At 69.9% G+C, this 24,833-nt stretch carries 22 protein-coding genes; 9 read left to right on the top strand and 13 right to left on the bottom strand.

The window, feature by feature from the left end:
• Positions 1 to 166: 166 nt before the first annotated feature.
• The 7 genes from ACIBK4_RS31765 to ACIBK4_RS31735 all read left to right on the top strand — a co-directional run bounded on the left by ACIBK4_RS31765 (position 167) and on the right by ACIBK4_RS31735 (position 9,053).
• Positions 167 to 1,489: an ABC transporter substrate-binding protein gene (locus ACIBK4_RS31765; protein ID WP_366432550.1), complete on the top strand. Its 1,323-nt coding sequence runs from the start codon at positions 167 to 169 to the stop codon at positions 1,487 to 1,489.
• Complete coding sequence (locus tag ACIBK4_RS31760) at positions 1,486 to 2,514, top strand: carbohydrate ABC transporter permease (RefSeq protein WP_399000231.1); 1,029 nt, start codon at positions 1,486 to 1,488, stop codon at positions 2,512 to 2,514. Before ACIBK4_RS31765 ends, ACIBK4_RS31760 begins: the two co-directional genes overlap by 4 nt.
• Positions 2,511 to 3,416 carry a carbohydrate ABC transporter permease gene (locus ACIBK4_RS31755; protein WP_366432548.1) on the top strand — a complete coding sequence of 302 codons (906 nt, stop codon included), beginning with the start codon at positions 2,511 to 2,513 and terminating at the stop codon, positions 3,414 to 3,416. The genes ACIBK4_RS31760 and ACIBK4_RS31755 overlap by 4 nt, the downstream gene beginning before the upstream one ends.
• 107 nt (positions 3,417 to 3,523) lie before the next feature.
• A complete protein-coding gene (locus ACIBK4_RS31750; RefSeq protein WP_399000228.1) occupies positions 3,524 to 4,969 on the top strand; it encodes a GH1 family beta-glucosidase in 1,446 nt (481 codons plus the stop codon).
• 152 nt (positions 4,970 to 5,121) lie between these two features.
• Positions 5,122 to 6,651, top strand: a complete 1,530-nt coding sequence (hutH, locus tag ACIBK4_RS31745; RefSeq protein WP_399000226.1) for a histidine ammonia-lyase — start codon at positions 5,122 to 5,124, stop codon at positions 6,649 to 6,651.
• Between the two features lie 125 nt (positions 6,652 to 6,776).
• Positions 6,777 to 7,481: a hypothetical protein gene (locus ACIBK4_RS31740; RefSeq protein ID WP_399000224.1), complete on the top strand. Its 705-nt coding sequence runs from the start codon at positions 6,777 to 6,779 to the stop codon at positions 7,479 to 7,481.
• 225 nt (positions 7,482 to 7,706) lie between these two features.
• Entirely contained in the window at positions 7,707 to 9,053 is a 1,347-nt protein-coding gene (locus tag ACIBK4_RS31735; RefSeq protein WP_399000222.1) for a sialidase family protein, read from the top strand.
• Between the two features lie 13 nt (positions 9,054 to 9,066).
• Here ACIBK4_RS31735 and ACIBK4_RS31730 read toward each other — a convergent pair whose 3' ends face one another.
• The 10 genes from ACIBK4_RS31730 to ACIBK4_RS31685 all read right to left on the bottom strand — a co-directional run bounded on the left by ACIBK4_RS31730 (position 9,067) and on the right by ACIBK4_RS31685 (position 20,155).
• A complete protein-coding gene (locus ACIBK4_RS31730) occupies positions 9,067 to 9,732 on the bottom strand; it encodes a response regulator (RefSeq protein WP_399000220.1) in 666 nt (221 codons plus the stop codon).
• On the bottom strand, positions 9,729 to 11,093 hold the full coding sequence (locus tag ACIBK4_RS31725) for a sensor histidine kinase (protein WP_399000218.1): 1,365 nt from the start codon (positions 11,091 to 11,093) through the stop codon (positions 9,729 to 9,731). The genes ACIBK4_RS31730 and ACIBK4_RS31725 overlap by 4 nt, the downstream gene beginning before the upstream one ends.
• Before the next feature lie 16 nt (positions 11,094 to 11,109).
• On the bottom strand, positions 11,110 to 11,925 hold the full coding sequence (locus ACIBK4_RS31720; RefSeq protein ID WP_399000216.1) for an ABC transporter permease: 816 nt from the start codon (positions 11,923 to 11,925) through the stop codon (positions 11,110 to 11,112).
• Positions 11,925 to 12,845, bottom strand: coding sequence for an ABC transporter ATP-binding protein (locus ACIBK4_RS31715; protein ID WP_399000214.1), 921 nt, complete (start codon positions 12,843 to 12,845; stop codon positions 11,925 to 11,927). The genes ACIBK4_RS31720 and ACIBK4_RS31715 overlap by 1 nt, the downstream gene beginning before the upstream one ends.
• 194 nt (positions 12,846 to 13,039) lie before the next feature.
• Entirely contained in the window at positions 13,040 to 13,933 is an 894-nt protein-coding gene (locus tag ACIBK4_RS31710) for a carbohydrate ABC transporter permease (protein WP_399000212.1), read from the bottom strand.
• Positions 13,930 to 14,910 carry a carbohydrate ABC transporter permease gene (locus ACIBK4_RS31705; RefSeq protein ID WP_399000210.1) on the bottom strand — a complete coding sequence of 327 codons (981 nt, stop codon included), beginning with the start codon at positions 14,908 to 14,910 and terminating at the stop codon, positions 13,930 to 13,932. Before ACIBK4_RS31705 ends, ACIBK4_RS31710 begins: the two co-directional genes overlap by 4 nt.
• Positions 14,907 to 16,205 (bottom strand): ABC transporter substrate-binding protein, encoded by a 1,299-nt coding sequence (locus tag ACIBK4_RS31700; RefSeq protein ID WP_399000208.1) that lies wholly within the window; start codon positions 16,203 to 16,205, stop codon positions 14,907 to 14,909. The genes ACIBK4_RS31705 and ACIBK4_RS31700 overlap by 4 nt, the downstream gene beginning before the upstream one ends.
• Positions 16,206 to 16,470: 265 nt before the next feature.
• Positions 16,471 to 17,943, bottom strand: coding sequence for a cellulose binding domain-containing protein (locus tag ACIBK4_RS31695; RefSeq protein ID WP_399000206.1), 1,473 nt, complete (start codon positions 17,941 to 17,943; stop codon positions 16,471 to 16,473).
• A 107-nt stretch (positions 17,944 to 18,050) separates the two neighbouring features.
• Positions 18,051 to 19,454 (bottom strand): ATP-binding protein, encoded by a 1,404-nt coding sequence (locus ACIBK4_RS31690; protein ID WP_399000204.1) that lies wholly within the window; start codon positions 19,452 to 19,454, stop codon positions 18,051 to 18,053.
• The gene (locus ACIBK4_RS31685; protein WP_318016509.1) at positions 19,451 to 20,155 is read right to left on the bottom strand and encodes a response regulator transcription factor; all 705 of its coding nucleotides are present in this window, start codon (positions 20,153 to 20,155) and stop codon (positions 19,451 to 19,453) included. The genes ACIBK4_RS31690 and ACIBK4_RS31685 overlap by 4 nt, the downstream gene beginning before the upstream one ends.
• Before the next feature lie 121 nt (positions 20,156 to 20,276).
• Here ACIBK4_RS31685 and ACIBK4_RS31680 point away from each other — a divergent pair, with 121 nt between their 5' ends.
• Positions 20,277 to 20,819: a hypothetical protein gene (locus tag ACIBK4_RS31680; RefSeq protein WP_399000202.1), complete on the top strand. Its 543-nt coding sequence runs from the start codon at positions 20,277 to 20,279 to the stop codon at positions 20,817 to 20,819.
• A gap of 30 nt (positions 20,820 to 20,849) precedes the next feature.
• Here the strand turns inward: ACIBK4_RS31680 and ACIBK4_RS31675 are convergent, their stop codons facing one another.
• Both ACIBK4_RS31675 and ACIBK4_RS31670 read right to left on the bottom strand, forming a co-directional pair.
• Positions 20,850 to 21,725: a spermidine synthase gene (locus ACIBK4_RS31675; protein ID WP_399000200.1), complete on the bottom strand. Its 876-nt coding sequence runs from the start codon at positions 21,723 to 21,725 to the stop codon at positions 20,850 to 20,852.
• A gap of 139 nt (positions 21,726 to 21,864) precedes the next feature.
• Positions 21,865 to 22,299 carry a hypothetical protein gene (locus ACIBK4_RS31670; RefSeq protein ID WP_327403784.1) on the bottom strand — a complete coding sequence of 145 codons (435 nt, stop codon included), beginning with the start codon at positions 22,297 to 22,299 and terminating at the stop codon, positions 21,865 to 21,867.
• A gap of 271 nt (positions 22,300 to 22,570) precedes the next feature.
• On the opposite strand from ACIBK4_RS31670, the gene ACIBK4_RS31665 reads away from it, so the two are divergent.
• Positions 22,571 to 24,034 carry a hypothetical protein gene (locus ACIBK4_RS31665; protein ID WP_399000198.1) on the top strand — a complete coding sequence of 488 codons (1,464 nt, stop codon included), beginning with the start codon at positions 22,571 to 22,573 and terminating at the stop codon, positions 24,032 to 24,034.
• A 94-nt stretch (positions 24,035 to 24,128) separates the two neighbouring features.
• On the opposite strand, the gene ACIBK4_RS31660 is transcribed toward ACIBK4_RS31665, so the two are convergent.
• On the bottom strand, positions 24,129 to 24,725 hold the full coding sequence (locus tag ACIBK4_RS31660) for a histidine phosphatase family protein (RefSeq protein WP_399000195.1): 597 nt from the start codon (positions 24,723 to 24,725) through the stop codon (positions 24,129 to 24,131).
• Between the last annotated feature and the right edge of the window lie 108 nt (positions 24,726 to 24,833).

The raw sequence follows: 24,833 nt of genomic DNA, 5'->3' as shown, positions 1-24,833 counted from the left end.
CCCCGCGCGAACCGACGACTCTTCAACACATCACCGGTGGGAGCGCTCCCACGGTACCTGACACATACACATCCCGCACGTTCCCCGCCCGAGCCGCAGCGTGAACTAACGGGCCCAACAATGCAGTTGGCCGGGGGGTCGGCACGTCAGGCAACAGGAGGACGCAATGCGTACGAGTACCCGACGGTCCCATCGGCTGATGGCCCTCGCGGCCGTCGCCGCCCTGACCACAGGGGTGCTGGCCGGCTGCTCCAGTGACTCGAACGACACCTCGTCGAATTCGAGCGGCGGCACTTCCAAGGGCAAGACCACGCTGACCGTCGGTACCTTCGGCGTCTTCGGCTACAAGCAGGCCGGTCTGTACGACGAGTACATGAAGCTCCACCCGAACATCACCATCAAGGAGGACGTCACCACCCGTACCGACGTGTACTGGCCGAAGGTCCTCACCCGGCTCCAGGCCGGTTCGGGCACCGACGACATCCAGGCCATCGAGGTCGGCAACATCACCGAGGCCGTGCAGACGCAGGCCGACAAGTTCGTCGACCTCGGCAAGGACGTCGACAAGTCCCAGTGGCTGCCCTGGAAGAACGCCCAGGCCACCACCAAGGACGGCAAGCAGATCGGGCTCGGCACCGACACCGGCCCGATGGCGATCTGCTACCGCAAGGACCTCTTCAAGAAGGCCGGTCTGCCCACCGACCGCACCCAGCTCGCCAATCTGTGGAAGGGCGACTGGGCGAAGTACGCGGACGTCGGCAAGGACTACATGAAGAAGGCGCCCAAGGGCACCAAGTTCGTGGACTCCGCGTCGTCCGTCTACAACGCGGCCATCGGCGGCGAGAGCCAGCGGTACTACGACAAGGACGGCAACGTCATCTGGGACAAGTCGACCGGTGTGAAGGCGGCTTGGAACGCGGCGATGGAGGTCGCGACCAGCAACATGTCGGCGAAGCTGAAGCAGTTCGACCCGACCTGGGACCAGGGCTTCGCCAACGCGAGCTTCGCGACGGTGGCCTGCCCCGCCTGGATGATCGGCTACATCGAGCAGAAGTCGGGCGCCTCCGGCAAGGGCAACTGGGACGTGGCGGCCGCGCCGACCGCGGCCAACTGGGGCGGTTCGTTCCTGGGCGTTCCCACGGCGACCAAGCACCAGGCCGACGCCGTGGCGCTGGCGAAGTGGCTGACCGCGCCCGCGCAGCAGGAGAAGGTGTTCGCCAAGCAGGCGAGCTTCCCGTCGACCCCGTCGGCGTACCCGAACCTGAAGCCGGCCGCCGACACCACGGCCTACTTCTCGAACGCGCCGATCACCCAGATCTTCTCCGACTCGGCGAAGACCATCCCGGTGCAGACCTTCGGCATCAAGGACCAGCCGATCGGCACCGCGATCACTGACGTCGGCATCCTCCAGGTGGAGCAGAAGGGCAAGACCCCGGACCAGGGATGGAGCGCCGCCACCAAGGAGATCAAGGACGTGCTCGGGCAGTGAGCAGCTCCAAGCAGGCCCTCGCACACCCCGCGCCGGGCTCCGGCGCCGCGCCCGGCGACCAGCCGGGCGCGGCCCGCGGCGCCGGCGGTCGCGGTACGCCGGCGCCCGGCCCGAGTTCGTGGCGGAGCCGGTTGTACCGCTGGGACATGAAGGCGGCGCCGTACGCGTTCATCTCCCCGTTCTTCATCATCTTCGGGGCCTTCGGCCTCATCCCGCTCCTCTACACGGCCTGGTACTCGCTGCACAACGTGCAGTTGTCGTCGCTGGACCACAAAACATGGGCGGGGCTGGACAATTACCGGAACCTGCTGTCGTCGGACTTCTTCTGGAACGCCCTGAAGAACACGTTCACCATCGGGCTGATCTCCACCGTGCCGCAGCTGTTGATGGCGATCGGGATCGCGCATCTGCTCAACTACCGGCTGCGCGGCTCGACCGTGTGGCGGGTCGTGATGCTTACTCCGTACGCCACCTCGGTGGCCGCGGCGACGCTCGTCTTCACGCTGCTGTACTCGTGGGACGGCGGGATGGTCAACTGGCTGCTGGGCTTCGTCGGCGTGGATCCCGTCAACTGGCGTGAATCCACGTGGGGTTCGCAGTTCGCGGTGTCGTCGATCGTGATCTGGCGGTGGACGGGTTACAACGCGCTGATCTATCTGGCGGCGATGCAGGCGATCCCGGGCGACCTGTACGAGTCGGCGGCGATCGACGGCGCCAACCGCTGGCAGCAGTTCCGCCATGTGACGATCCCTCAGCTGCGCCCGACCATCCTCTTCACGGTGGTCGTCTCCACCATCGGCGCGACCCAACTCTTCGGCGAGCCGCTGCTGTTCGGCGGGGTGAGCGGTTCGAAGGGCGGCTCCGAGCACCAGTACCAGACGCTCGGTCTGTACATGTACGACCAGGGCTGGATCATCGGCAACCTCGGCAAGGCGTCAGCGATCGCCTGGTCGATGTTCCTGATCCTGCTGATCGTCGCCGCGATCAACCTGCTGTTCACCCGACGGCTGAGGAAGTCCCAATGACGACAAGTGAATTGACGCTCCCTCAGGATCAGGTGCCGGTGCGGACGGGACGCGCCCCGCGCCGCCGGGTGATGGGCGCGGGCAAGCAGATGCACGCGGGCCCGCTGACCTACGTCGTCCTGGTGGTCTTCGCTCTGGTCTCGCTGGCCCCGCTGGTGTGGACGGCGATCGCCGCCTCGCGGACCAACACGCGGCTGGCGGAAACCCCGCCGCCGCTGTGGTTCGGGGCGAACCTGTTCAAGAACCTCCAGGCGGCCTGGGACCAGGCCGGCATGGGCACCGCGATGTTCAACTCCACGATCGTCGCGGGCTCGATCACCATCGGCACGGTCCTGTTCTCCACCCTGGCGGGCTTCGCCTTCGCCAAACTGAAGTTCAGGTTCTCCAGCACGCTGCTCCTGCTGACCATCGGCACGATGATGATCCCGCCCCAACTGGCCGTCGTACCACTGTACTTGTGGATGGCTGACCTGCACTGGTCGAACCATCTGCAGACGGTCATCCTGCCGACCCTGGTCAGCGCCTTCGGTACGTTCTTCATGCGCCAGTACCTCGTGCAGGCGCTGCCGACCGAACTGATCGAGGCGGCGAGAGTGGACGGCGCGAGCAGTCTGCGGGTGGTGTGGCACGTGGTCTTCCCGGCGGCGCGCCCCGCGATGGCGGTCCTCGGCCTGCTCACCTTCGTGATGGCGTGGAACGACTTCCTGTGGCCGATCATCGCCCTCAACCAGCAGAACCCCACCGTCCAGGTCGCCCTGAACTCCCTCGGCACCGGCTACATCCCCGACCAGTCGGTGATCATGGCGGGTGCGCTGCTCGGCACGCTGCCGCTGCTGATCGCCTTCCTTCTCTTCGGCAAGCAGATCGTGGGCGGGATCATGCAGGGCGCGGTCAAGGGCTGACGGTTCGTCACCTCCTTCATCTCGCTTGTCCCCTACGTCCGTCGGGGAGCCGGGGCGGCGCGGCCCCGGCCTCCCGGCCCCCTCTCCTCCACTATGGGAGCGCTTCCATGCCTGAGCCCCTTACCTCCGTGACCCCCGTGACCTCCGTGACCTTTCCGCCGGCCTTCCTCTGGGGTGCGGCGACCTCCGCGTACCAGATCGAGGGGGCGGTGCGGGAGGGCGGCCGTACGCCCTCGATCTGGGACACGTTCAGTCATACGCCGGGCCGTACGGCCGGTGGTGAGCACGGTGACATCGCTGTCGACCACTACCACCGCTACCGCGACGACGTGGCGCTGATGGCGGACCTGGGCCTGACGGCGTACCGCTTCTCGGTCTCCTGGCCGCGGGTGCAGCCGACCGGCCGGGGCCCGGCGGTCCAGGTGGGCCTGGACTTCTACCGCCGGCTGGTCGACGAGCTGCTGGCGGTCGGCATCAAGCCGGCGGTCACCCTCTACCACTGGGATCTGCCGCAGGAGTTGGAGGACGCGGGCGGCTGGCCGGAGCGCGACACGGCGTACCGCTTCGCCGAGTACGCGCAGATCATGGGCGAGGCGCTCGGCGACCGCGTGGAGCAGTGGATCACGCTCAACGAGCCCTGGTGCAGCGCCTTTCTGGGCTACGGCTCGGGGGTGCACGCGCCGGGCCGTACGGACCCGGCGGCCTCGCTCAAGGCCGCGCACCACCTCAACTTGGCGCACGGGCTGGCGACTTCGGCCCTGCGGGCGTCCATGCCGGCCCGCAATTCGATCGCGGTGAGCCTCAACTCCTCGGTGGTCAGGCCCGCTTCACAGTCCCCGGCGGACCTGGCGGCGGCCCGGAAGATCGACGACCTGGCCAACGGGGTGTTCCACGGGCCGATGCTGCACGGGTCGTATCCGCAGTCGCTGCTCGACGCGACACGGTCGATCACGGACTGGTCGTACGTCCACGACGGCGATCTGACGCTCATTCACCAGCCGTTGGACGCCCTGGGGTTGAACTACTACACCCCGGCACTGGTGGCGGCGGCGGAACCGACCGGCCCGGCCCCGCGCGCCGACGGACACGGCGCGAGCGCGCACTCCCCCTGGCCGGGCGCGGACGACGTCGCGTTCCTCCAGACCCCCGGTGAGCGCACGGAGATGGGCTGGACGATCGACCCGACGGGCCTCTACGACCTGATCCTGCGCTACACGCGGGAAGCGCCGGGACTGCCGCTGTACGTCACGGAGAACGGCGCCGCCTACGACGACAAGCCCGACCCGGACGGCAAGGTCCACGACCCGGAGCGGATCGCCTACCTCCACGGCCACCTCTCGGCGGTGCGGCGCGCGATCGCGGACGGCGCGGACGTGCGCGGCTACTACCTGTGGTCCCTGATGGACAACTTCGAGTGGGCGTACGGCTACGAGAAGCGGTTCGGCGCGGTGTACGTCGACTACGCGACCCTGGCCCGCACACCGAAGTCGAGCGCCCGGTGGTACGGCGAGGCGGCCCGCACGGGCACGCTGCCCTCGGCGGAGGGCGCCTGACCAACGGGGGAACCGGGGGACGGGGGCGAGGCGCGGCATGCCATGGGGGGCGTGCCGCGCCTCGGCGCTTCCATGAGACGGCCCTTGCCACGCGCTAAATAGAGTGATTCATTCGATCCGCAAGTGAATGGATACACGTCAAGCGCGAGGAGATGTCCGTGGCCGTCACCCTGGGCCGGGAGCCGATCACCGTCGAGCAGTTCGTCGCGGTCGCCCGTCATGGCGCCCGGGTCGAGTTCGACGCGGTCTATGCCGACCGGGTGCGGAAGTCACGCGCGCTGGTCGAACGCTTCCTCGCCGAGAACCGCCTGGTCTACGGCGTCACCACCGGCTTCGGCGACAACGTCACCGAGGTCATCGCCCCGGCGGACGCCGAGCGGTTGCAGCGCAACATCGTGCGGTCGCACGCCGTGTCGGTCGGGGAGCCGTTGCCCGTCGAGGTCGTCCGGGCCATCGCGCTGATGGAGCTGGTCGGGCTCGGCGAAGGGTTCTCCGGCATCCGGTTCGAGACCCTGGAGCTGATCCGGCGGATGCTCAACGCCGGGGTCACCCCACACGTCCCCGGCGAGGGTTCCGTCGGCTACCTCGCCCCCGAGGCGCACATGGCGCTCGTACTGCTGGGCGAGGGCCGGGCCTGGTACGGCGACCAACTCCTGCCCGGCGCCGAGGCGTTGGCCCGGATCGGCGAGCGGCCGACCCGACTCGCCTGCAAGGAAGGCCTGTCGCTCACCAACGGGACCCACTCGGTCACCGCGATAGCCGTCCTCGCCGCCCATGACGCCGAGGTCGCGGCGACCACGGCCGACGTGGCCGCGAGTCTGTCGGTGCAGGCGCTCAAGGGCACGGTCCGCGCCTACGACGCCCGGATCCAGGAGCGGAAGCGGCACCCCGAGCAGGCCGCGGTCGCCGAGAACCTGCGGCGGCTGACGGAATCCAGCGCGATCAGCACGGAGTTCCTCGACCACCGGCTCCAGGACAGCCTCTCCCTGCGGGCCGTTCCGCAGATGCACGGCGGTGCGAAGCGGGCGCTGGCGCAGGCGCGGGAGGTCATCGTCGAGGAGTTGCACTCGGTGGGCGACAACCCGGTCATCCACCCCGAGGGCGAGGACGGGGTCGCGCTGAGCGGGGCGAACTGCGACAGCACGTACGTCGGGATCCAGGCCGACACCATGGTCAACGCGATGACGGTCCTCGCCAAGGTCTCCGAACGCCGTACCGACCGTATGGTCAACAGCAGGTTCAGTGAGCTGCCGGCCTTCCTGGTCCGCGAACCGGGCCTGAACAGCGGCTACATGATCGCCCAGTACACGGCCGCCGCGCTCACCATGGAACTGCGCGGCCTGGCCGTCCCCGCCTCCGCCGACAACGTCACCACCTCCGCCAACCAGGAAGACACCGTCGGCAACGCCTACTCGGCGGCCCTGAAGGCCTACCGCGCGGCCCGCAAGCTCGCCTACGTCATAGCCATCGAGCTGATGTGCGCCGCCCAGGCCCTGGACCTGCTCGCACCGCTCTCGCCGTCACCGGCGGCAAACGCGCTGCGGGCCCGCATCCGGGAGACCGTACCGACCGTCGACGAGGACCGGGTCTTCCACACGGACATCGAGCACATCGCCGAACTCGTGCGGAGCGGTGAGGTATTGGGGTCCGTGGAAGGCGTCGTGGGGGCGCTGCGCCGCTGAGGGAACCGACACTCCCGCCCGCACTCACAGCCACCCCTCAGACACCGTCCAGCGGCCTCTCAGGGCCACGGGGTCTCATCTCCTTGTACGGGGTGATCCGATCCCGGCACAGACGGGAGGACGTCATGTTTTTGGTCGTGTTGGTGCTGCTGGCCCTGATCGTCGGCGGGGCGGTCGCCTTCGGCAAGAGGCAGGCGGGGGGCGGGAGTTCGCGGTTCGGCGGGAGCGGCTACACCTCCGGTTCCGCTGCGCAGGCCTACGACGCCGACGCCGGTGCCGAGGCGACCCGCTGGGTGGAGCGGCTGGGCGGGAGTCTGTCGACGCTGGACGCCGGGAACAGCACCGCCGCCCGGCAGGCCCTCGCCGACGCGGCCGAGCGGCATCGGGCCGCCGAGGGTCAACTCGCCGTCGCCTACTCGCCGATGCAGTACGGGCTCGTGACGCAGACCGCCATCGAGGGGCTGCATCACATCCGAACGGCCCGTAGTGCGCTGGGACTTGACCCGGGGCCGGAGTTGCGCGCGCAGGGTGCCGGCGGTCAGGTCACGGTGGGCGGGCAGACGTACACCGCCTCCGCACAGCCCGGCGCGAGCACGCCGTACTACTACCCGGGCGGGGTCGTCAACGGCCGTTCCATGGCCGGGGGTTGGTACAGCACCCCTTGGTGGAAGACCGCGCTCGTCGCGGGTGCCGCCGGGGTCGGGGGCATGCTGCTCGCGGACGCGCTGTTCGACGGCTTCCACCATCACGGGCCGCACGGCGGGCTGTTCGGCGGCGGGCCGGGCGGACCCGGTGGGTTCGGGGGCTTCGGCGGCCCGGGGGGCTTCTGAACGGGATCGCCAGGGGATCGCCACAGGCCACCGGCGGATACCTCAACCACCCTTGATTCTCAGTGCAGTTGGGCAGTGGTACCGCGGTCCCACCCGGTGGAACCGATGGTGTCCGGCGGTCCCACGGACACGGCCATGGGCGTTCCTAGCCTGGTGCGGGAATCCGGCACCACCGGTGACCGTCACCGGCCGGACCCGACCCATGAGCATGGAGGATCGTTCCCCATGGTGCTGTTCAGAAGTCCGTCCGCGAGATTGAGCACGGCGGCACTCTCCGCACTGTTCCTGCTCTGCGAGGCGTCCGCCGCCGTGGCCGCGCCAAGTGCCGTCGGCCACAGCTCGGTTCACGAAGTCGACGTCACGAACATGCCGGCCACCAAAGAGGGCCAGCCGACGGTCGCCGTCAATCCGAGGAACCCGAAGAACCTGGTGTTCGTCTCGACGATCTTCCCGCCGTCACCGGGCCTGGAGCCGGTCGACGGCGGCTGCTTCCTCGCCTACTCCAACGACAGGGGCGACACCTGGACCCAGGTCGCCTGGCCGCTGGGCACCGCGGCGCCCAAGTGCGGTGAGCCGAGCGTGCAGTTCGACGCGAAGGGCACCGTGTACGTGGACAACAACCAGGTCAGCTCCGGCCTGGCCGCGAACCTGGTGAACCACAACCAGGTCGCCAAGTCGACGGACGGCGGCCGGACTTGGACCGACCCGGTGTCCACGCCGTTGCTCCTCGGGGGCGCCCCGAAAATGCGGGTGGACGCCGCGACCGGCAAGGTCTACGCGGTCGCCGGTGCGGCCTGGGAGTACCCGAGCGCGGTCTCCGTCAGCGCCGACGGCGGCAAGACCTTCAGCGCCGACTCGCGGGTGATCCCAGGCCCGATGCCCTGCATCGAGGTGGCGCCGGGCATCCCGCTCGTGTGCGGCTACCCGGGACGCGAGATCGCCGTGTACGGCGGGATCCTCGTGTCCGCCTCCCAGGAAGCGGGCGCGCCGGTGAACTTCCATGTCAGCCACGACGACGGCAGAACGTGGACGAACACCACGGTCAAGGACGGCCAGGGCGCCCCCGTCGCGGCGGGCACCGGTTCTCTCGTGCCGACGCCGGGTCTGGGCGCGGCCGCCGATCCCGTCCCGTGGGTGGCGGCCGACCCCTCGCACCGCGGCCGGTTCGCCGTCATGGTGCCCCGGGACTCCGACACCCTGGACGTCTACGTCACCCCGGACGCCGGCCGGACCTGGACCGGCCCGGCGACGATCGCCACCCCGAACGCCCAGCGGCCGGCGATCGACTTCGGCGCCGACGGCGACCTGGGGGTCATGTGGCGGACCACCACGGGCGACGCGTTCTCGGTCGTCTCCTTCGACCACGGACGCTCGTTCAGCGACCCGGTGCAGGTCAACCAAGTCACCGAGCCCGTCGGGGAGATGGGCCCTCCCGGTGACCGCTGGTCGGGCATCACCCTCGCCGGCGGCTACGCCTACGTCACCTGGGCCGACGGGCGGAACGGCTCGTCCCTCGACTCGATCATCAGCCGGGTGCCGCTGAAGCTGTACAGGAAGAGCAGCCACCGGTAACCCACCCACACCCTCAGGGCCGGGGCGTGACCAGTCCCGCGTCGTAGGCGATGATCACTGCCTGGATACGGTCGCGGGCGCCGATCTTGGCCATGACCCGGCCCACGTGTTTCTTGACGGTGGACTCCGTGAGTACGAGGCGTTCGGCGATCTCGGCGTTGGTCCAGCCCTTGCCGACGGCGACGAGCACCTCGTGCTCGCGGTCGGTGAGCGTGCTGATCCGTGGGTCCGTGCGCGGTTCGGCCTCGGGCGCCAGGACGTCGTGCGCGTGGGCGTCGAGCAGTCTGCGGGTCAACTGCGGGGAGACGACCGCGTCACCGGTCGCGACCGCCTGGATCCCGGCGAGGAGTTCCGCCGGCCTGACGTCCTTGAGCAGGAAGCCGCCGGCCCCGGCGCGCAGGCCTGCGTAGGCGTACTCGTCGAGGTCGAAGGTGGTCAGGATGAGCACCCGGGTACGCCCGCCCGCCGCCACGATCCGCCGGGTCGCCTCGATGCCGTCGAGACCCGGCATCCGTACGTCCATCAGGACCACATCGGGGCGCAGCTCGGCCGCCATCCGGACGGCCTGCGCGCCGTTGTCGGCCTCGCCGACGACGCTCACGCCGGGCGAGCCGTCGAGCAGCATCCGGAAGCCCATGCGGGGCAGCGGCTGGTCGTCGGCGATCAGGACGGTGGTCATGGCGTGGGCTCTCCTGATGTGGCCGGGGCGGACAGGTCCAACAGGACTTCTACGATCCAGCCCCGGCCGTCGGCGCGCGGGCCGAGGGTGACGGTGCCACCGTAGAGCGCGGCCCGTTGGCGGATGCCGACCAGGCCGTGCCCGGTGTCCTTGCGGGGAGCCGCGGACCGTTCGTACGCCGGTGAACCGGTGTCGGTGACCCGCACGCGGAGCCTGCTGTCCTCGACCGTGAGCGTGACGTCGGCGGTGGCGCCGGGGCCGACGTGTTTGAGGGTGTTGGTCAACGCTTCCTGCACCACGCGGAACACCGTGAGCTGCACGCCCCGGCCCAGCGCGTCGACCGGGCCGACGGTGCGGTAGGCCACGGGCAGCCCGGCCGCGCGCACCCGGTCGAGCAGGGTGTCCAGGTCCGAGACACCGGGTTGCGGGGACCGTGAGGTGTCCTCCCGCTCCGGGGACTCGCGCAACACCCCCAGTACGCGCCGGAGTTCGTCCATCGCCTGCCGGCCGGTGTCGCCGATGAGATGGAGCGCCTGCTCGGTCCGGCCGGGGTCGCGGGCGGTGAGTACGGCGGCGCCGTCGGCGAGGTTGACCATGACCGACAGGTTGTGGCCGACGATGTCGTGCATCTCGCGGGCGATCCGGGCACGCTCGGCCGCCGCCGTCAGCCGGACGCGCTGGTCCCGCTCGACCTCCAGCCGCGCCGCCCGTTCCCGCAGCGCGGACAGGTACAGCCGGCTGATCCGCAGGGTCAGGCCCAGGGCGACGGCTCCGATGCCCGTCCCGGTGGACAGGATCAGGAAGGCCGCCGGTCCGGCCACCGGGATCACGGTGAGCACGATCAGCACCCAGCCCGCCACGGTCACCGGCAGCGCCCAGCAGATCGCCCGGGGCGAAGCGTGCAGAGCCAGGTCGAACAGGGCGATCAGCAGCACGGCGGCGGCCGCGGGCCCCAGGCCCAGCGACCACATGACCGGGCAGACGAGGAGGCAGACGCCGTAGACCGCGGCGGGATTGCGGCGGCGCCACCACAGGGGGACGACGAGCACGGCCGCGATGGCCAGCACCACACCGACGGGCAGGCCGGCCCCCACCGGGCGGGACACGGGGTGACCGGGGCCGTGCACGAGCAGGTCCGGCGGCGCGGCGGCGGCGAGCAGGACCACCACGGCGGTGTCGAGGAGCCACGGACGTCGCCGGTCCGCCGTCCGCAGCCGGCCCAGCACCCGCAGCAGCAGCCGCATCACGGGGTGCGCCCAGACGGCGTCCGACCCGGGGCGGACGCCTTGCGGCCCGGGCGAGGGCGCGGTCGCCCCTGCCCGGGCCGACCGTGCCGTCGTCCTGTCGTCCATCGGCTCCATCCTCGCGGACGCGACCTCAGACGTCACTGCGACGCAACCGGTAGGCGGCACCTGCCAGCAGCAGTACGGCCCACACCAACAACGCCGTCAAACCCGCGCCGGGACTGACCAGGGAGTCGCTCGACTCGTGCAGGGTCATCACCGACTGGCCGGCGTTGCTGGGCAGATAGCGGCTGACGGTGTCCCCCAGGGAGCTGGGCAGCAGCCCGGTCAGGCCGGGCAGGACGAGCACCGCACCGGCGAGGATCGCGATGCCCCCGGCGTTGTTGCGCACGATCAGGCCGACCGTCACGCCGTACACACCGACCAGGCCCAGGTACACGCCCGCGCCCAGCAGGCACCGGAGGACCCCGGCGTCCCCGAGGGACAGCGCGATCCGCTCGCCGTGCAGGGCGGCGCTCCCGAGCAGGAAGGAGACCAGGGCGCCGAGGGTGGTCGTGACGAACGCGATCGGGCCGTAGACCGCGCACTTCGCCCACAGGACGGGCAGCCGGCCCGGTACGGCGGCGAACGTCGAGCGGACCATGCCCGTGCTGTACTCGCCGGCCGAGAGCAGGACGCCGAGCGCGCCGACGGCCAGGGCCGCGAGGTTGGTGCCGGCCAGGGCCAGGGTCAGCGCGGCACCGGACGCCGCGTCCTTGCCGCCCAACGGACCGTCCGGAGTGTAGAGAGCGGCGGCGATCACCCCGATCATCACCAGGAACAGCACGGCCACCCCCAGCGTGATCCAACTGGAGCGCAGCGACCAGAACTTGGACCACTCGGAGCGGACCACCCGGCGGCCGGTCACGCGGTACACCGGTGGGGTGGCGGTGAGGGTGCTCGCGGTCATCAGGCGGCCCTCCGCGCGTCGCTGCTGTGGTACTCCACCGCATCCCGGGTGAGGTTCATGAACGCCTCCTCCAACGACACCGACTCGGTGACCAGTTCGTACAGCGGTACCCGGTGCTCGGCGGCGAGCTGTCCGATCCGCCGGGTGTCCAGGCCGGAGACGACCAGCCGCTCGGCGCCCGTGGAGGTGACGGTGACGCCGGGTGCGGCCAGCAGCGAGCGCAGCCGCGCGGGCTCGCCGGTGGCCACCCGTACTCCCTTGTCCGCCGACCGCTCCACCAGCGCGCCGACGGTCGTCTCGGCCAGCAGCCGGCCCCGGCCGACGACCACGAGACGGTCGGCGGTCTGCGCCATCTCGCTCATCAGATGCGAGGACAGCATCACCGTGCGGCCTTCGGCGGCCAGCCCGCGCAGCAACTCCCGTACCCAGCGCACGCCTTCGGGGTCGAGCCCGTTGACCGGCTCGTCGAGCATGACGACTGCCGGGTCACCGAGGAGCGCGGCGGCGATGCCCAGCCGCTGCCCCATCCCCAGCGAGAACGCCCCGACCCGTTTGTGCGCCACGTCGTGCAGACCCGCCAGGTCGATGACCTCCTCCACCCGTCGACGCGGCACACCATGGGTGTACGCCAACGCCATGAGGTGGTGGAACGCGCTACGGCCCGGATGCACCGCCTTCGCCTCCAGCAGCACCCCCAACTCCTGCAAGGGCGCGCGGTGTTGGGCATAGGGCCTGCCGTTGACCAAGGCCGTGCCGCTGGTCGGCGCGTCCAGGCCCACGATCATGCGCATGGTGGTGGACTTGCCCGCGCCGTTGGGCCCGAGGAACCCGGTGACCTGTCCGGGCGGGGCGGTGAAACTCAGGTCGTCCACCGCCGTCCTGTCCCCGTACCGCTTGGTCAGCCCGCGAACTTCGATCACTGTGCCGCTCCCCGCTTCCGCCCGGCCCGGCGTCCGGCCGGGTCACTGCTTCGAGGCTAGGAGCGGCCGCACAGGGCACCGTGGGCCCGCGGGTGACAAACCCCGCTGGTCACTGGTACCGGGGTACCAGTGAGCGGGGTGAAGGGGTGGCCGTACGCGGTGCCTCGCTTCCGGAGGGCTCTACGGCCGGTGCGTCAGCCCTTGTTGGCGCCCAGCGTGAGGCCGCTGACGAACTGGCGCTGGAGTGCGAAGTACACGATCAGCGTGGGGATCGCGGTGAGCAGGGCGCCCGCGGCGACCAGATTGGGGTCGGTGAAGTACTGGCCGGAGAGGTTGTTCAGGGCGGAGGTGATCGGCATGTTCTCGCCGGTCGAGATCAGCACGATCGCCCAGAAGAAGTCGTTGTAGATCCAGATGGAGAGCAACGTGGCCAGGGCCGCCATCGCCGGCTTGCACAGGGGCAGCACGATCTGCCAGTACATCCGCCACACCGACGCGCCGTCGACCAGCGCCGCCTCGGTCAGTTCGTGCGGCAGCATCCGCATGTAGTTGCTCAACACGAAGGCGCAGAAGCCCGATTGGAACGCCACGTGGATGAGGACCAGGCCCAGCGCGGAGTCGTAGAGCTTGCCGCTCATCGTGATGCCGGGCAGGTCGATGAGCAGGTACATGCGGTACAGCGGGGTGATGATGACCTGCTGGGGCAGCAGGTTGCCGGCCGTGAAGACCAGCAGCAGGAAGATGTTGAGCCGGAAGTCGAACCGGCTGACGTAGAACGCGACCATCGACGCCAGCAGCAGCGTGAGCAGCACGGCCGGGACCGCGATGATCAGTGTGTTGACGAAGTAGTGGATCATGTCGGACTGCTGGAACGCGTTCTTGAAGTTGTCGAGGTTCAGCGTGTCCGGCCAGGAGACGTACCCCTTGTTGCTGGTCTCCGAGTACGGGCGCAGGGCCGCGTAGACCGCCCACAGGAGTGGGGCGAGCCAGGCCAGCGAGGTCACGATGAGGAACGTGTGCAGCAGGACCCGGGCCGGGCGGAGCGGGGTGCGCTGCTTCACGCCGAGTGCGGCGGTGGGGGTCGTCATGCGCGCCGCTCCTTCCGGAAGGTCGAGATCAGGTACGGGATGATGACCACGAGGGAGATGACCAGCAGGACGACGGCGATCGCCGACCCGTAACCGATCCGGCTGGACTCGCCGATGATGTTGTTGGTGATCAGGATCGACAGCAACTCGGTGCCCTGGGCGCCCTTGTTGAAGACCCACACCAGGTCGAAGGCGCGCAGCGACTCGATGATCGTGACGACCAGGACGACCGTGTTGGTGGGGCGCAGGGTCGGGAAGATGACGTTCTTGAACGTCTGCCACTCGTTCGCGCCGTCCAGCGCGGAGGCCTCCCGCAGGGACGGGTCCACGCCCTTCAGGCCGGCCAGGTACAGGATCATCATGTAGCCCGCGTGCCGCCAGGACGCGGCGATCAGGACGGCCCACAGGTTGAGCTTGGGGTCGCCGATCCAGTCGATGTAGTGGCCGGGCTTGTTGGCCCCGATGAGGCTGTTGATCAGGCCGGTGTCGGGGTTGTAGATGAGCTGCCAGACGAATCCGGTGACCGCCAGCGACATCACGACCGGCAGGAAGAACGCGGTCTGGTAGATGCGGCTGAACCGGATGTTCTTGTCCAGCTGGACGGCCAGGAACAGGCCGAAGGGGGTCGGCAGCAGGATGAGCACGACGAACCAGATGATGTTGTGCTCGAGTGCGGGCCAGAACTGCGGGTTGTCGTTGAACAGCTCCTTGAAGTTGGCCAGCCCCACCCACTTGATGGCGCTGAAGCCGATGCCGTCCCAGGACGTGAAGGCCAGGAGGATCGAGGCGAGGGCGGTGACCCAGACCAGGGCCACGTGCAGGATCGTCGGCACGCCCGCCATGAAGGCGAGCGTGATGCGGTCACGGCGGGTCAGCAGGCGCTTGGCGCCCTGCGGGACCCGCTTGTTCTCGGGCGCGGGGCCCGGAGGCGGAACGGCGTCCGCCTCCGGGCTCGTCGTAGTCGTCTCGGAGATCATGAGGAGGCGAAGATCGTCTTCTTCTGGCGCTCGATCGACGTCAGCAGACTGTCGATGCCCTTGGGGTTCTGGAGGAACTTCTGCAGTCCGGGCTGCATCACCGTCGAGGTGAAGTCGGGGCGCGAGTCGCGGTCCATGAACTGGGTGAGGTTCTTGGCGGCGCCGATCATGTCGAACGCCTTCTTCTGCAGCGGCGAGTACGCGGAGGTGTCGGCCTTGCTGGAGGCGGCCACCACGCTCGGGTCGGTCTTGAGGTAGAGCTGCTCGGCCGCCGGGGTGCCCAGGTACTCCAGGAGCTTGACGACACCGGCGTGGTTCTTCGGGGCCTTGCTGACCATGTAGCCGTCGGTGGGCGCCTCGACGGTGTCCTGGCCGTACGCGGAGTTGATCTCCGGGAAGGCGAAGAAGTCGAGGTCGTCGAGGTCGGCCTTGACGGTGAACTGCTGGGCCACGAAGGAGCCCAGGAGGTACATGCCGGACTTCTTCGACACCACGCCCTGCGCCGCGTCCTGCCAGGTGCGGCCCATGAATCCGTCCTGGTGGTACGGGAGGAGCTCGGCCCAGTGGTCGAAGACGGCCTTGACCTTCGGGTCGGTCCACGCCTCCTTGCCCGCCATCAGGGACTTGTGGAAGTCGTAGCCGTTGAGGCGGAAGTTGATCTGGTCGAAGGTGCCCATCGCCGGCCAGGCGTCCTTGTCGCCGAAGGCGATCGGGACCAGGCCGTCGCTCTTCATCTTCTTGCAGAGGGCGACCAGTTCGTCCCAGGTGGTGGGGACGGTGTAGCCCTTCGCCGTGAAGACGCTCTTGCGGTAGAAGATCGCCCACGGGTACGTGGTCATCGGCACGAAGTAGTACTTGCCGTCCTCGCCCTTGCTGAGCTGCTTCATCGCGTCGGGGAAGTTGTCCCCGATCTTCGCCCAGACGTCGTCGATGGCCGTGGCGAGCTTCTTGGCGGCGAAGAACTGCATGCGGTACCCGGCGAACCAGTTGAACACGTCGTCCGGCGTGCCCTGGAGGTAGGAGTTGATCTGCTCCTGGAAGGTGTTGTGGTCCTTCGTGTTGACCTTGACGGTGATGCCGGACGTCTTCTTGAAGTCCGCGTAGACGCTCGCGAACGCCTTCTTCGGCACCGCGTCGGACGCGTTGGAGCCGACGGTGACGGTCTTCGGGTCGGACGAGCTACCGCTGCTGCCGCACGCGCTCAGCAGGGGTATCCCGGCGCCGAGCACGGCAGCGCCGCCTATGCCGCGCAGGACGGAGCGGCGACTGGCGGCGGGGAGGGAGAAGTCGGGCATGAACGGCTCCTGACGGACAGGGTTCGGCCGGAATGCGCCACGCCCCAGGTCGTCGTAACCGACCAGAAACCAACGCGACCAAACACGGTGGCGTAATAACAGTCCTATGTCTGGTCATGCGTCAACACCCGCCGCCTTCATTTGTCGAAACGTAATCGACACTCACGAGCAAAAGGAGCGAACGTGCGGCCGAGTGGCCACACGTCCGCTCCGAGGGGGATGAGCTCACAGGGTGCGCGTGGGGTCTGTGAGGTCCATGAGACGCCTACTGGAAGGCGGAGAAGGCCTTCATGAAGGCGGACGGGGCCTGGACGACCGAACTGCAGGTCGCGTCCGCGCTGGGCTTGGCGCCGCCGGGGCACTGCTTGTCGCGGGTCGCGGACCACATCGAAAGCCCGCCCAGACCCTTCGCCTTCGCGAACGCCGCCAACCCGTTCGCGTCCTCGACCGTGAAGACCTCCGATGACACGTCGTTCACGCCGATCATCGGCGTCACTGCAACCGCTTTCCATGCGGCGGCATCCGAGAGCCCGAGAACGCTCTTGACTTGGGCTTGTGTCGCAGTAGCCGCTTGCTGTGAGTACGTTCCCATATTTCCGGAGTACGCCGGTCCGTAATCCATCGCCATGATGTTGACCGTGTTGATCTTGACGCCGTTGGACTTGGCATTGGACAACAGGTTCACGCCGTCCTGGGTCAGCCCCTCGGGCATCACGGGGAGCGTGTAGGAGACGTCGAGGTTCGGGTGCTGCTGCTGGAGCTTGGCTATCGCCTGGGCGCGGATCGTGTTCGCCGCCGTGTTGGGCAGCGCGCCGCCCTCGACGTCGAAGTCGACCTTGGTGAGGCTGTACGCGTCCACGACCTTCCCGTACGCCGTCGCCAGCGCGCTCGCCGAACCGCACGTCGTCGCCAGCTCCGAGCCGGACGCGCCGCCGAAGGACACCCGCACGTCACCGCCCTTGGCGCGCAGCGCGCCGATCTGGGAGGCCACGCCGTCGCTGCCGAGGTCCGAGACCCCGCCCCACTTCGGGGTGCAGCCGCCGCCGTCGGTGATGAAGGCGAGGTTGTAGTTCTTCACGCCGGTCGCGGTGACGTTGGCGAGGAGGTCGAAGGCCGGGTAAAGGGAGGTGTCGACGTACGGGGCGAAGCCGCCCGCGCCCGCCGTCGTGCCGGTGCTCTGGGTCGGGGAGGCGGTGGGGGTGGGGGTGGGGGTGGCAGTGGCCGTGGGCTTGGAGGTGGCCGTGGGCGTCGCGGTCGGCGTGGGCGTCGGCGACGAGGTCGTCGGGCGGCCGGTCGGCTCGGGGGTCGCGGTGCCGTCCGTCGAGCACTTGGCGTTGTCGATGAGACAACTGGTCGGCTGGCCCGTGCCGTTGACCACGAAGCCGACGGTGACCGACTCGCCGGCCGCGAGACCGTCCGTGTCCCACTTCGGCGGCGTCACGGTGACGCGCTGCCCGCTCACGCTCGACTCGGCGTTCCACAGCGAGCTGAGCTTCGATCCCGACGGCAGGTCGAACTGCAGCGTCCAGTCCTTCTCCCTGGCACCGGTCGTGTTCGTGACGACGTACTGCGCGGTGTACCCCGTCGACCACTCGCTGGTTCTCGTGTAGGCCGCGCCGACGCTCGCCGCCTGGGCGATGCCGGTCAGCATGATCGCGCCGCCACCGACGACCGCGGCGGCGACCGCTCCGCCGATCACCTTGTTCCTCTTGCTGATCCTGCGCCGGTGCGTGCTCATCGCGTGCCTGCTTTCGCCGTACGGGGGTGGGGTGCGGCAGCACGCTAGCGATCCGGAACCGGGCAAATACCCTGATCCGGGCGGGGGTTGGCGATCTTAGGGTGCGCTTAAGGGAGGGATCGGGAACGGTTAAAGGTAGAGACCAATTTCCCGCGCCGACGCCGTCGTACGGCTCCTCGATGGCCCTTGCGCTCCGGCTCGCGCCCGTCCAGCTGGATCCAGATCCGCACCTCGGTGCCGCCGAGCATCGAGGAGCCGATGCGGACGTCCCCGCCGGTCGCCTCGGCGAGCCGGCGCACGATGTCCAGCCCGAGCCCGGTCGACCCCGCGCTGCCGGAGCCGCGCCCGCGGGCCATCGCCGCCTCGGGGTCGCGGATGCCGGAGCCCGCGTCCGAGACGAGCACGATCACCGCGTCCTCGCTGTTGTGCACGTCGACCGCGAAGGCTGTGCCCTCGGGGGTGTGCCGGAACACGTTGCCGAGCAGGGCGTCCAGCGCGGCGACCAGATCCGCGCGGGCGACGGGTATCCGCACCGGCCGCTCCACCCCGGCCACCCGCACTTTCCGCCCCTCGTCCTCGGCGAGCGCGGACCAGAACCGCATCCGCTCGCGCACCACCTCGGCCGCGTCGCACCCGGCGCCGGGCCCGGCCGCCACGGTCTGCGGCTTGGCCTCGCGCGCGGTCCGGATGATCGTGTCGACCTCCTTCTCCAACTGCGCGACGGCGGTCCGCGTCTGCTCGGCGGCGGGCCCGTCCCCGAGCGAGGCCGCGTTGAGCCGCAGCACGGTGAGCGGCGTCCGCAGCCGGTGCGACAGATCGGCCGCCAACTCCCGCTCGTTCGCCAGCAGTTGGACGACCTGGTCGGCCATGGAGTTGAACGCGACCGCCGCCAGCCGCAGTTCGGTCGGCCCTTCCTCGGGCACCCGCGACCCCAGCTTCCCCTCCCCCAGTTCGTGCGCGCCCTCGACGAGGCGCTGCGCGGGCTGCACCATCCGTACGCCCAGCCGGTCGGCGACCGCGACGGACCCGACGATCAGCGCGATGCCGACCCCGGCGAGCACCGCCCAGGCAGTCCCGACACCGTTGCTGACCTCGGACTCCGGGACGTAGACCTCGACGACGGATATCTCGCCGGAGCTGAGCGCGACCGGCTGGAGCAGGACGGAGCCGCCGGGCACCTCGGTGGTGGAGGCGCGGCCCAGCTTCCGTACGGTGGCGATGTCCTTGCCGGCGGCGCGCTGCAGCCCGATGTCGAGGGCGGCCTTCCCCTCCCCCGCCGGTATGTGGACGGCCATCCCGGAGTCCGCGCCCGCCGAGGCGACGACCTTCTCCAGTTGGTCCCGGTCCGTGGTGATGGACAGCGCGGGGGCGACGGCGGCGGCCTCCCGCTCGGCGTTCGAGAAGGCGCGGTCGCGGGCCATCTCCTTGATGACCAGGCCCAGCGGCACCGCGAAGGCGACGACGACCATCGCCGCGATCGCCAGACAGACCCTGACCAGCGCCCACCTCATCGCAGCGACTCCGCTCCCGGTGGCTCCAGCTTCACGCCGACACCGCGCAGGGTGTGCAGATAGCGCGGCCGGGCCGCCGTCTCCCCCAACTTCCTTCGCAGCCACGACAGATGGACGTCGATGGTCTGGTCGTCGCCGTACGACTGCTGCCACACCTCGGCGAGGAGTTCTTTGCGCGGTACAACGACACCGGGACGCCCCGCGAGGAAGGCGAGAAGGTCGAACTCCCGCCGGGTGAGGTCGAGTCGGACCCCGTCCAGCTCGGCCTGGCGGCGCAGCGGATCGACGGTGAGGCCGCCGACGCGGATGACGGTCGACGGGGGCGCCTCGCCGGTGGTGGCACGGGAGCGCCGTAGAACAGCGGACATGCGCGCGGACAGATGGTCGACCGAGAAGGGCTTGGTGAGGTAGTCGTCCGCGCCCGCGTTGAGCAACCGGACGATCTCGCTCTCGTCGTCCCGGGCGGTGGCGATGATCACGGGGACGTCCGTGATCCCGCGCAGCATCTTCAGCGCCTCGGACCCGTCCAGGTCGGGCAGTCCGAGGTCCAGGATGACCACGTCGAAACGGAAATGGGCGACCTCGCGCAGGGCCTCAAGGGCCGTCCCGACACTGCGCACCGTGTGCGCGGCATCGGTCAGATGCCGGATGAGGGCCGAGCGCACGAACTGGTCGTCCTCGACCACGAGCACACTTGCCATGCGCCGCACCGTACGCCATGCGGGCGACCCGTATCCGGGCCTGTGGACAACTCCCCGCCTGTGGACAACCGGTGGGACATCGACGGGACACCTGTGGGGCGCGTGAGGCAGTATGGCCGCGATGCCCACGCTGCCCAGAGGACTCGTCAACGGATTCGTACACGTGCTGGCCTGGTCGCTCGCCACCGGCGCGGCCGTCACGCTGTCCTGGTGGGGCGTCCACACGGTCATGACCGGCACGGCCTACGACCCGCCGCGCGCCCTGCCCATCACGGCGGCCGGCGCGAGCGCGCAGGCGGCCCAGCCGCCGTCCTCGGCACCGGTTCGCGCCGAGTCCTCACCGAGCCCGTCGAGCACCCCGACCCCGACCCGCAGCCCCAGCCCGAGCCCCACGAAGACGGCGACCACGAGCCCGTCCCCCAGCACCTCCCCCTCCGGCCAGGTCAAGAGTTACGCCACGGACGGCGGGCGGGTGGTGCTCCAACTCGACACCGCGCCGGCCTATGTGTCGCTCGTGTCGGCGACGCCGGGTACGGGCTGGTCGATGCAGGTGTGGAAGACGGACTCGTGGCTCCGGGTGGAGTTCACCAAGGGCACGGACAAGGTGTCGGTGATCTGCACGTGGCACGACGGGGCGCCGCGGGTGGATGTCGGTAACTACTAGACCCGGGTGGCTGCTTACCCGGGTGGCTGCTTAGCGGAACACGGACGGGGGCGGTGCCGGTGAGGCGACCGCCGCGGCGTCCGTCACGGGTACGGCTCCGCCGGTGAAGTCGGTGAGTTCGCGGCCGTGTTGGACCCGGCCCGGGTGCGGGTCGGAGGCGGCGCGCCGGGTCAACTCGGCGAGCGGCAGCGGGTGGTCGGAGGCGACGAGCACCGCGTTGCCGAACCGCTTGCCGCGCAGCACGGTCGGGTCGGCGATCAGCGCGCGTTCCGCGAACCGGGCGGCCACGGTGGCGATCTGGCCCCGGAGATGCGCGAGCGGGGGCCCGTCGGCGAGGTTCGCGGCGTAGCAGCCACCGGGCTTGAGCGCGCGGCGCACCTCGTCGAGGAACTCGGTGGAGGTGAGGTGGGCGGGCGTACGGGCTCCGCTGAAGACATCCGCCACGACGAGATCGGCCCACCCGTCCGGCACCTTCGCGAGCCCCGCACGGGCGTCGGTAGACCGCACCCGGATCCGCGCGTTCGGGTCCAACGGCAGCTCCCGCCGGACCAGTTGGACGAGCGCGGGATCGAACTCGACGACCTGCTGGGTGGATCGGGGGCGGGTGGCGGCGACATACCGGGCGAGCGTGAGGGCCCCGCCGCCGAGGTGCACGGCGTGGATGGGCTTCCCGGTGGGCGCGACGAGGTCGATGACGTGCCCGAGCCGCCGCTGGTACTCGAAGGACAGATACGCGGGGTCGTCGAGATCGACGTACGACTGCGGCGCCCCGTCGATCAGCAGGGTCCAGGCACGCGCGCGTTCCCGGTCGGGTATCAGCTCGGCGAGCCCACCGTCGACGGCTTCGACGACGGCTTCGGGGGCGCCGGCACCGCCTCGCCGGGTACTACTCCTGGACTTTCCCATTGGCCCATTATCGGCGGGCGGGGTTGGTCCGGCGCGTTCGGCCTTTAAGCCCCGGGTGGCATCAGCTTTTAGGGGCGCGGGGAACTGCGCGACCAGCCCCCACCGGCCGCCAGATTCGCGACAACCCTTCCCAAGGAACTCACCGACACCCGTCCGCCGCCTCGATCAACCGAGCCGCCTCACCCAGCGCGGCCCGCAGGACCTCCGGGTCGGTCGCAAGGTCGGCATCCCCAGGGGGCAGCAGCCAGTCGGAGCCCTCCACCGGCGGCTCGGGGTCGGGGGCGAGCCGTAGCCCCCTGCCGTTGGTCTCCGTACACGTGCTGCCCGGCAGATCCCACGCCGCCGCCGTACCCGGCGGAACCAGGAAGCCGAGGGTGTCGTCACCGTCGTCGTGCAGGACGGGACCGACCCCGTCACACGCACCGCGCCGCAGGATGTCGACCGCCTCCAGGCCTTGCCGCGTCGGCACCGTCACCAGGTCGCAGGCCGAGTCCACAAACGGTGGCGCACTGCACTCCGCGCTCGGCATTCGAGGATCGACGCTCTGCCTGGTCTCCATCCCGGTCTCCACCACGGAACCCCTCCTTGGACGAGCGGGTCGGGAGTCGGGTGGCTCCCGGGTCCATGGGGTTCAACGCGTTGAAGCGTCAACGGCTACGGCACAAGTCAGCCGCAAAGGATGGCAGTTCATGGCAGATCGCGGATGAGATATCCGGTTTGTAGCCAAACCCTGCGTGGCGGGTCGTGCACAGCAGGTACGTTCTTGCCCGCTGGAAACAGGGCGTCACTCAACAAGTCACCCTGAATCCGGCATGGTTCGACGGTTCGCACGAGAGGACCCGGCCATGGCGTCGTCAATGGTGACCCCGTCCCCGTTCCCCCAACCACCGAGACCCAATCTCGCCTTCCGGCGGCTGCGCGGACAGCGCTCACCGGCGGAGTTCGCCGCGGCCGTACGCCGGTCCGCGCGGGAGATCGGCGAGCGGGTGAGCTGCGACGCGCGCTACGTCGGCCGGGTCGAGGCCGGTGAGATCCGTTGCCCCAACTACGCGTACGAACGGGTGTTCCTGCACATGTTCCCCGGCCGCACGCTCGCCGACCTCGGCTTCGCGCCCCGCTCGTCCGTACGCGGACGCGGGGCGCGCACCGCCGAGGACACGCCCCCCGCACACCTCACGAGCCCGGCCTTCATCACGGATGAGGCGGCCGGAACGAGTGAGACGGGGGACGTGTACGAGCCGTATGACACACAGGACCCGTACGACACGCACGAGAACCACGAGGAGAGCGACGTGCTGCGTCGCGCATTCATGAGGGGCGGCACCGTCACGGTGGCCGCCGGCACACTGGGCCCCCTGGGGCTCACCCTGGACGCCGTGGCAACGGAACGTTCCGTCCGCCGCCCCGGTACGAGCGAGGCGGGCGCCCTGGAAGAGGCCGTCCGCAGAATCCGGCTGCTCGACGACCGGCACGGCGCCGACGGCCTCTACCGGCGCGCGGCGGCCCCGCTGCGCGCCGCCTACGCCCTGCTCGACGCGGGCACCACCCGGCAGGCCGTCGCCGAGAGACTGCACTCCGGAGCGGGTGAACTCGCCATCTCCGTGGGCTGGTTGGCCCACGACTCCGGCCGCTTCGACGACGCCCGCTCGCACTACGCGGAGGCGCTCGCGACCGCCCGGATGACCGGGGACGCCGGCCTGGAGGCACACGCCTTCTGCAATACGGCGTTCCTCGCGCGGGACGCCGGACGCCCGCGCGAGGCGGTGCGTGCCGCGCAGGCCGCGCAGCGTGTCGGACGCCCGCTGGGTTCGGCCCGTCTGATGTCGCTGCTCGCGCTGCGCGAGGCGGGCGGTTGGGCGGGGCTCGCGGATCGCACCGGGTGCGAGCAGGCGCTGGCCCGGGCGCAGGCGCTCTTCGAGCGGGGGCACTCGGACGCCGACCCCGAGTGGATGAGCTTCTACGGAGAGGCCGAACTGGAGGGGCTTGAGGCGCAGTGCTGGTCCACTCTGGGGGACTGGCCTCGGGCCGCGCGGCATGCGCGGCGTGCGGCGCATCTTCAGGATCCGCATTTCACTCGGAACATCGCGCTGTACATGGCTGAGCTGGCGGATGATCTCGCGCGGGGCGGGCGTCCTGATGAGGCGGCTACTGCGGGGATGCGGGTGCTTGATCTTTTGGATCTGGTGCAGTCGTCGCGGATTCAGACGATGTTGGCGGGGACGGCTCGGGTGCTGCTCCCTCACAAGAGGGCGTCGGGCGTATCGACCTTCCTGGAGAGGCACTCAGGCCAGCCCAGAACAGCAGCCTAGCTGCAAGGGCTTTGGCTTTTAGGGGCGCGGGGCTGTGTCGATATGCGGCTCCGCCGCGTGGGCGCGACCAGCCCCCACCGGGCCCGCAGCCGAACTACACGGCCAGATGTCCCACGTCGTTCCAGCTCTCGATCGCCGGGTCCCCGTACGCCCAGCCCAGGACTGACAGGGACGTCGGATTGAGCCGTATCCGCGCCGCGAAGTCGATCGGCAGGCCCAGCCAGCGCGCGCCGATCGAGCGCAGGATGTGGCCGTGGGCGAAGACCAGGACGTCGCGGTCTTCGGCGCGGGCCCAGGTGACGACCTCGTCCGCGCGGGCGGTGATCTCGGTGAGGGTCTCCCCTTCGGGGACGCCGTCGCGCCAGATCAGCCAGTCGGGGCGTATGGAGCGGATCTCGTCCGGGGTCATGCCCTCGTAGGCGCCGTAGTCCCATTCCATGAGCGTGTCCCAGGTGGTCGCGCGGTCGCCGAAGCCGGCCAGTTCGCAGGTCTCACGCGCGCGTGCCAGGGGGCTGGTGCGGACCTCCACCCCGGGGAGGCCGTCGAAGGGGGGCCGGTGGAGTCGTTCACCGAGGACCTTGGCGCCGCGTCGGCCCTCTTCGAGGAGCGGGATGTCCGTCCTGCCGGTGTGCTTCCCGGACAGCGACCATTCGGTCTGTCCGTGCCGGGCCAACAGGATGCGCGGTGCCATGAGGGACCTTTCCGGAAGAAACGAGAGGCGGGTCGTTCCATCATCGCGCACCCTGGACAGGGGCAACCCGAGGGGCGATCTCTGCGTCTTTGAGGTCCGGGGGCGCTC

The organism is Streptomyces sp. NPDC050528, from assembly GCF_044457795.1.
Taxonomy (GTDB): Bacteria; Actinomycetota; Actinomycetes; order Streptomycetales; family Streptomycetaceae; genus Streptomyces.
The sequence above is the reverse complement of the archived record's forward strand: the minus strand, read 5'-3'. Positions and strand labels throughout refer to the sequence as shown.

Excerpts from the sequence above, each read along its gene's own strand:
- ACIBK4_RS31705 (WP_399000210.1), bottom strand. The coding sequence starts at position 14,910 with ATGATCTCCGAGACGACTACGACGAGCCCGGAGGCGGACGCCGTTCCG.
- hutH (WP_399000226.1), top strand. The coding sequence starts at position 5,122 with ATGTCCGTGGCCGTCACCCTGGGCCGGGAGCCGATCACCGTCGAGCAG.
- ACIBK4_RS31725 (WP_399000218.1), bottom strand. The coding sequence starts at position 11,093 with ATGGAGCCGATGGACGACAGGACGACGGCACGGTCGGCCCGGGCAGGG.
- ACIBK4_RS31765 (WP_366432550.1), top strand. The coding sequence starts at position 167 with ATGCGTACGAGTACCCGACGGTCCCATCGGCTGATGGCCCTCGCGGCC.
- ACIBK4_RS31685 (WP_318016509.1), bottom strand. The coding sequence starts at position 20,155 with ATGGCAAGTGTGCTCGTGGTCGAGGACGACCAGTTCGTGCGCTCGGCC.
- ACIBK4_RS31695 (WP_399000206.1), bottom strand. The coding sequence starts at position 17,943 with ATGAGCACGCACCGGCGCAGGATCAGCAAGAGGAACAAGGTGATCGGC.
- ACIBK4_RS31720 (WP_399000216.1), bottom strand. The coding sequence starts at position 11,925 with ATGACCGCGAGCACCCTCACCGCCACCCCACCGGTGTACCGCGTGACC.
- ACIBK4_RS31675 (WP_399000200.1), bottom strand. The coding sequence starts at position 21,725 with ATGGGAAAGTCCAGGAGTAGTACCCGGCGAGGCGGTGCCGGCGCCCCC.
- ACIBK4_RS31700 (WP_399000208.1), bottom strand. The coding sequence starts at position 16,205 with ATGCCCGACTTCTCCCTCCCCGCCGCCAGTCGCCGCTCCGTCCTGCGC.
- ACIBK4_RS31690 (WP_399000204.1), bottom strand. The coding sequence starts at position 19,454 with ATGAGGTGGGCGCTGGTCAGGGTCTGTCTGGCGATCGCGGCGATGGTC.
- ACIBK4_RS31660 (WP_399000195.1), bottom strand. The coding sequence starts at position 24,725 with ATGGCACCGCGCATCCTGTTGGCCCGGCACGGACAGACCGAATGGTCG.
- ACIBK4_RS31750 (WP_399000228.1), top strand. The coding sequence starts at position 3,524 with ATGCCTGAGCCCCTTACCTCCGTGACCCCCGTGACCTCCGTGACCTTT.
- ACIBK4_RS31755 (WP_366432548.1), top strand. The coding sequence starts at position 2,511 with ATGACGACAAGTGAATTGACGCTCCCTCAGGATCAGGTGCCGGTGCGG.
- ACIBK4_RS31665 (WP_399000198.1), top strand. The coding sequence starts at position 22,571 with ATGGCGTCGTCAATGGTGACCCCGTCCCCGTTCCCCCAACCACCGAGA.
- ACIBK4_RS31680 (WP_399000202.1), top strand. The coding sequence starts at position 20,277 with ATGCCCACGCTGCCCAGAGGACTCGTCAACGGATTCGTACACGTGCTG.
- ACIBK4_RS31740 (WP_399000224.1), top strand. The coding sequence starts at position 6,777 with ATGTTTTTGGTCGTGTTGGTGCTGCTGGCCCTGATCGTCGGCGGGGCG.
- ACIBK4_RS31710 (WP_399000212.1), bottom strand. The coding sequence starts at position 13,933 with ATGACGACCCCCACCGCCGCACTCGGCGTGAAGCAGCGCACCCCGCTC.
- ACIBK4_RS31730 (WP_399000220.1), bottom strand. The coding sequence starts at position 9,732 with ATGACCACCGTCCTGATCGCCGACGACCAGCCGCTGCCCCGCATGGGC.
- ACIBK4_RS31735 (WP_399000222.1), top strand. The coding sequence starts at position 7,707 with ATGGTGCTGTTCAGAAGTCCGTCCGCGAGATTGAGCACGGCGGCACTC.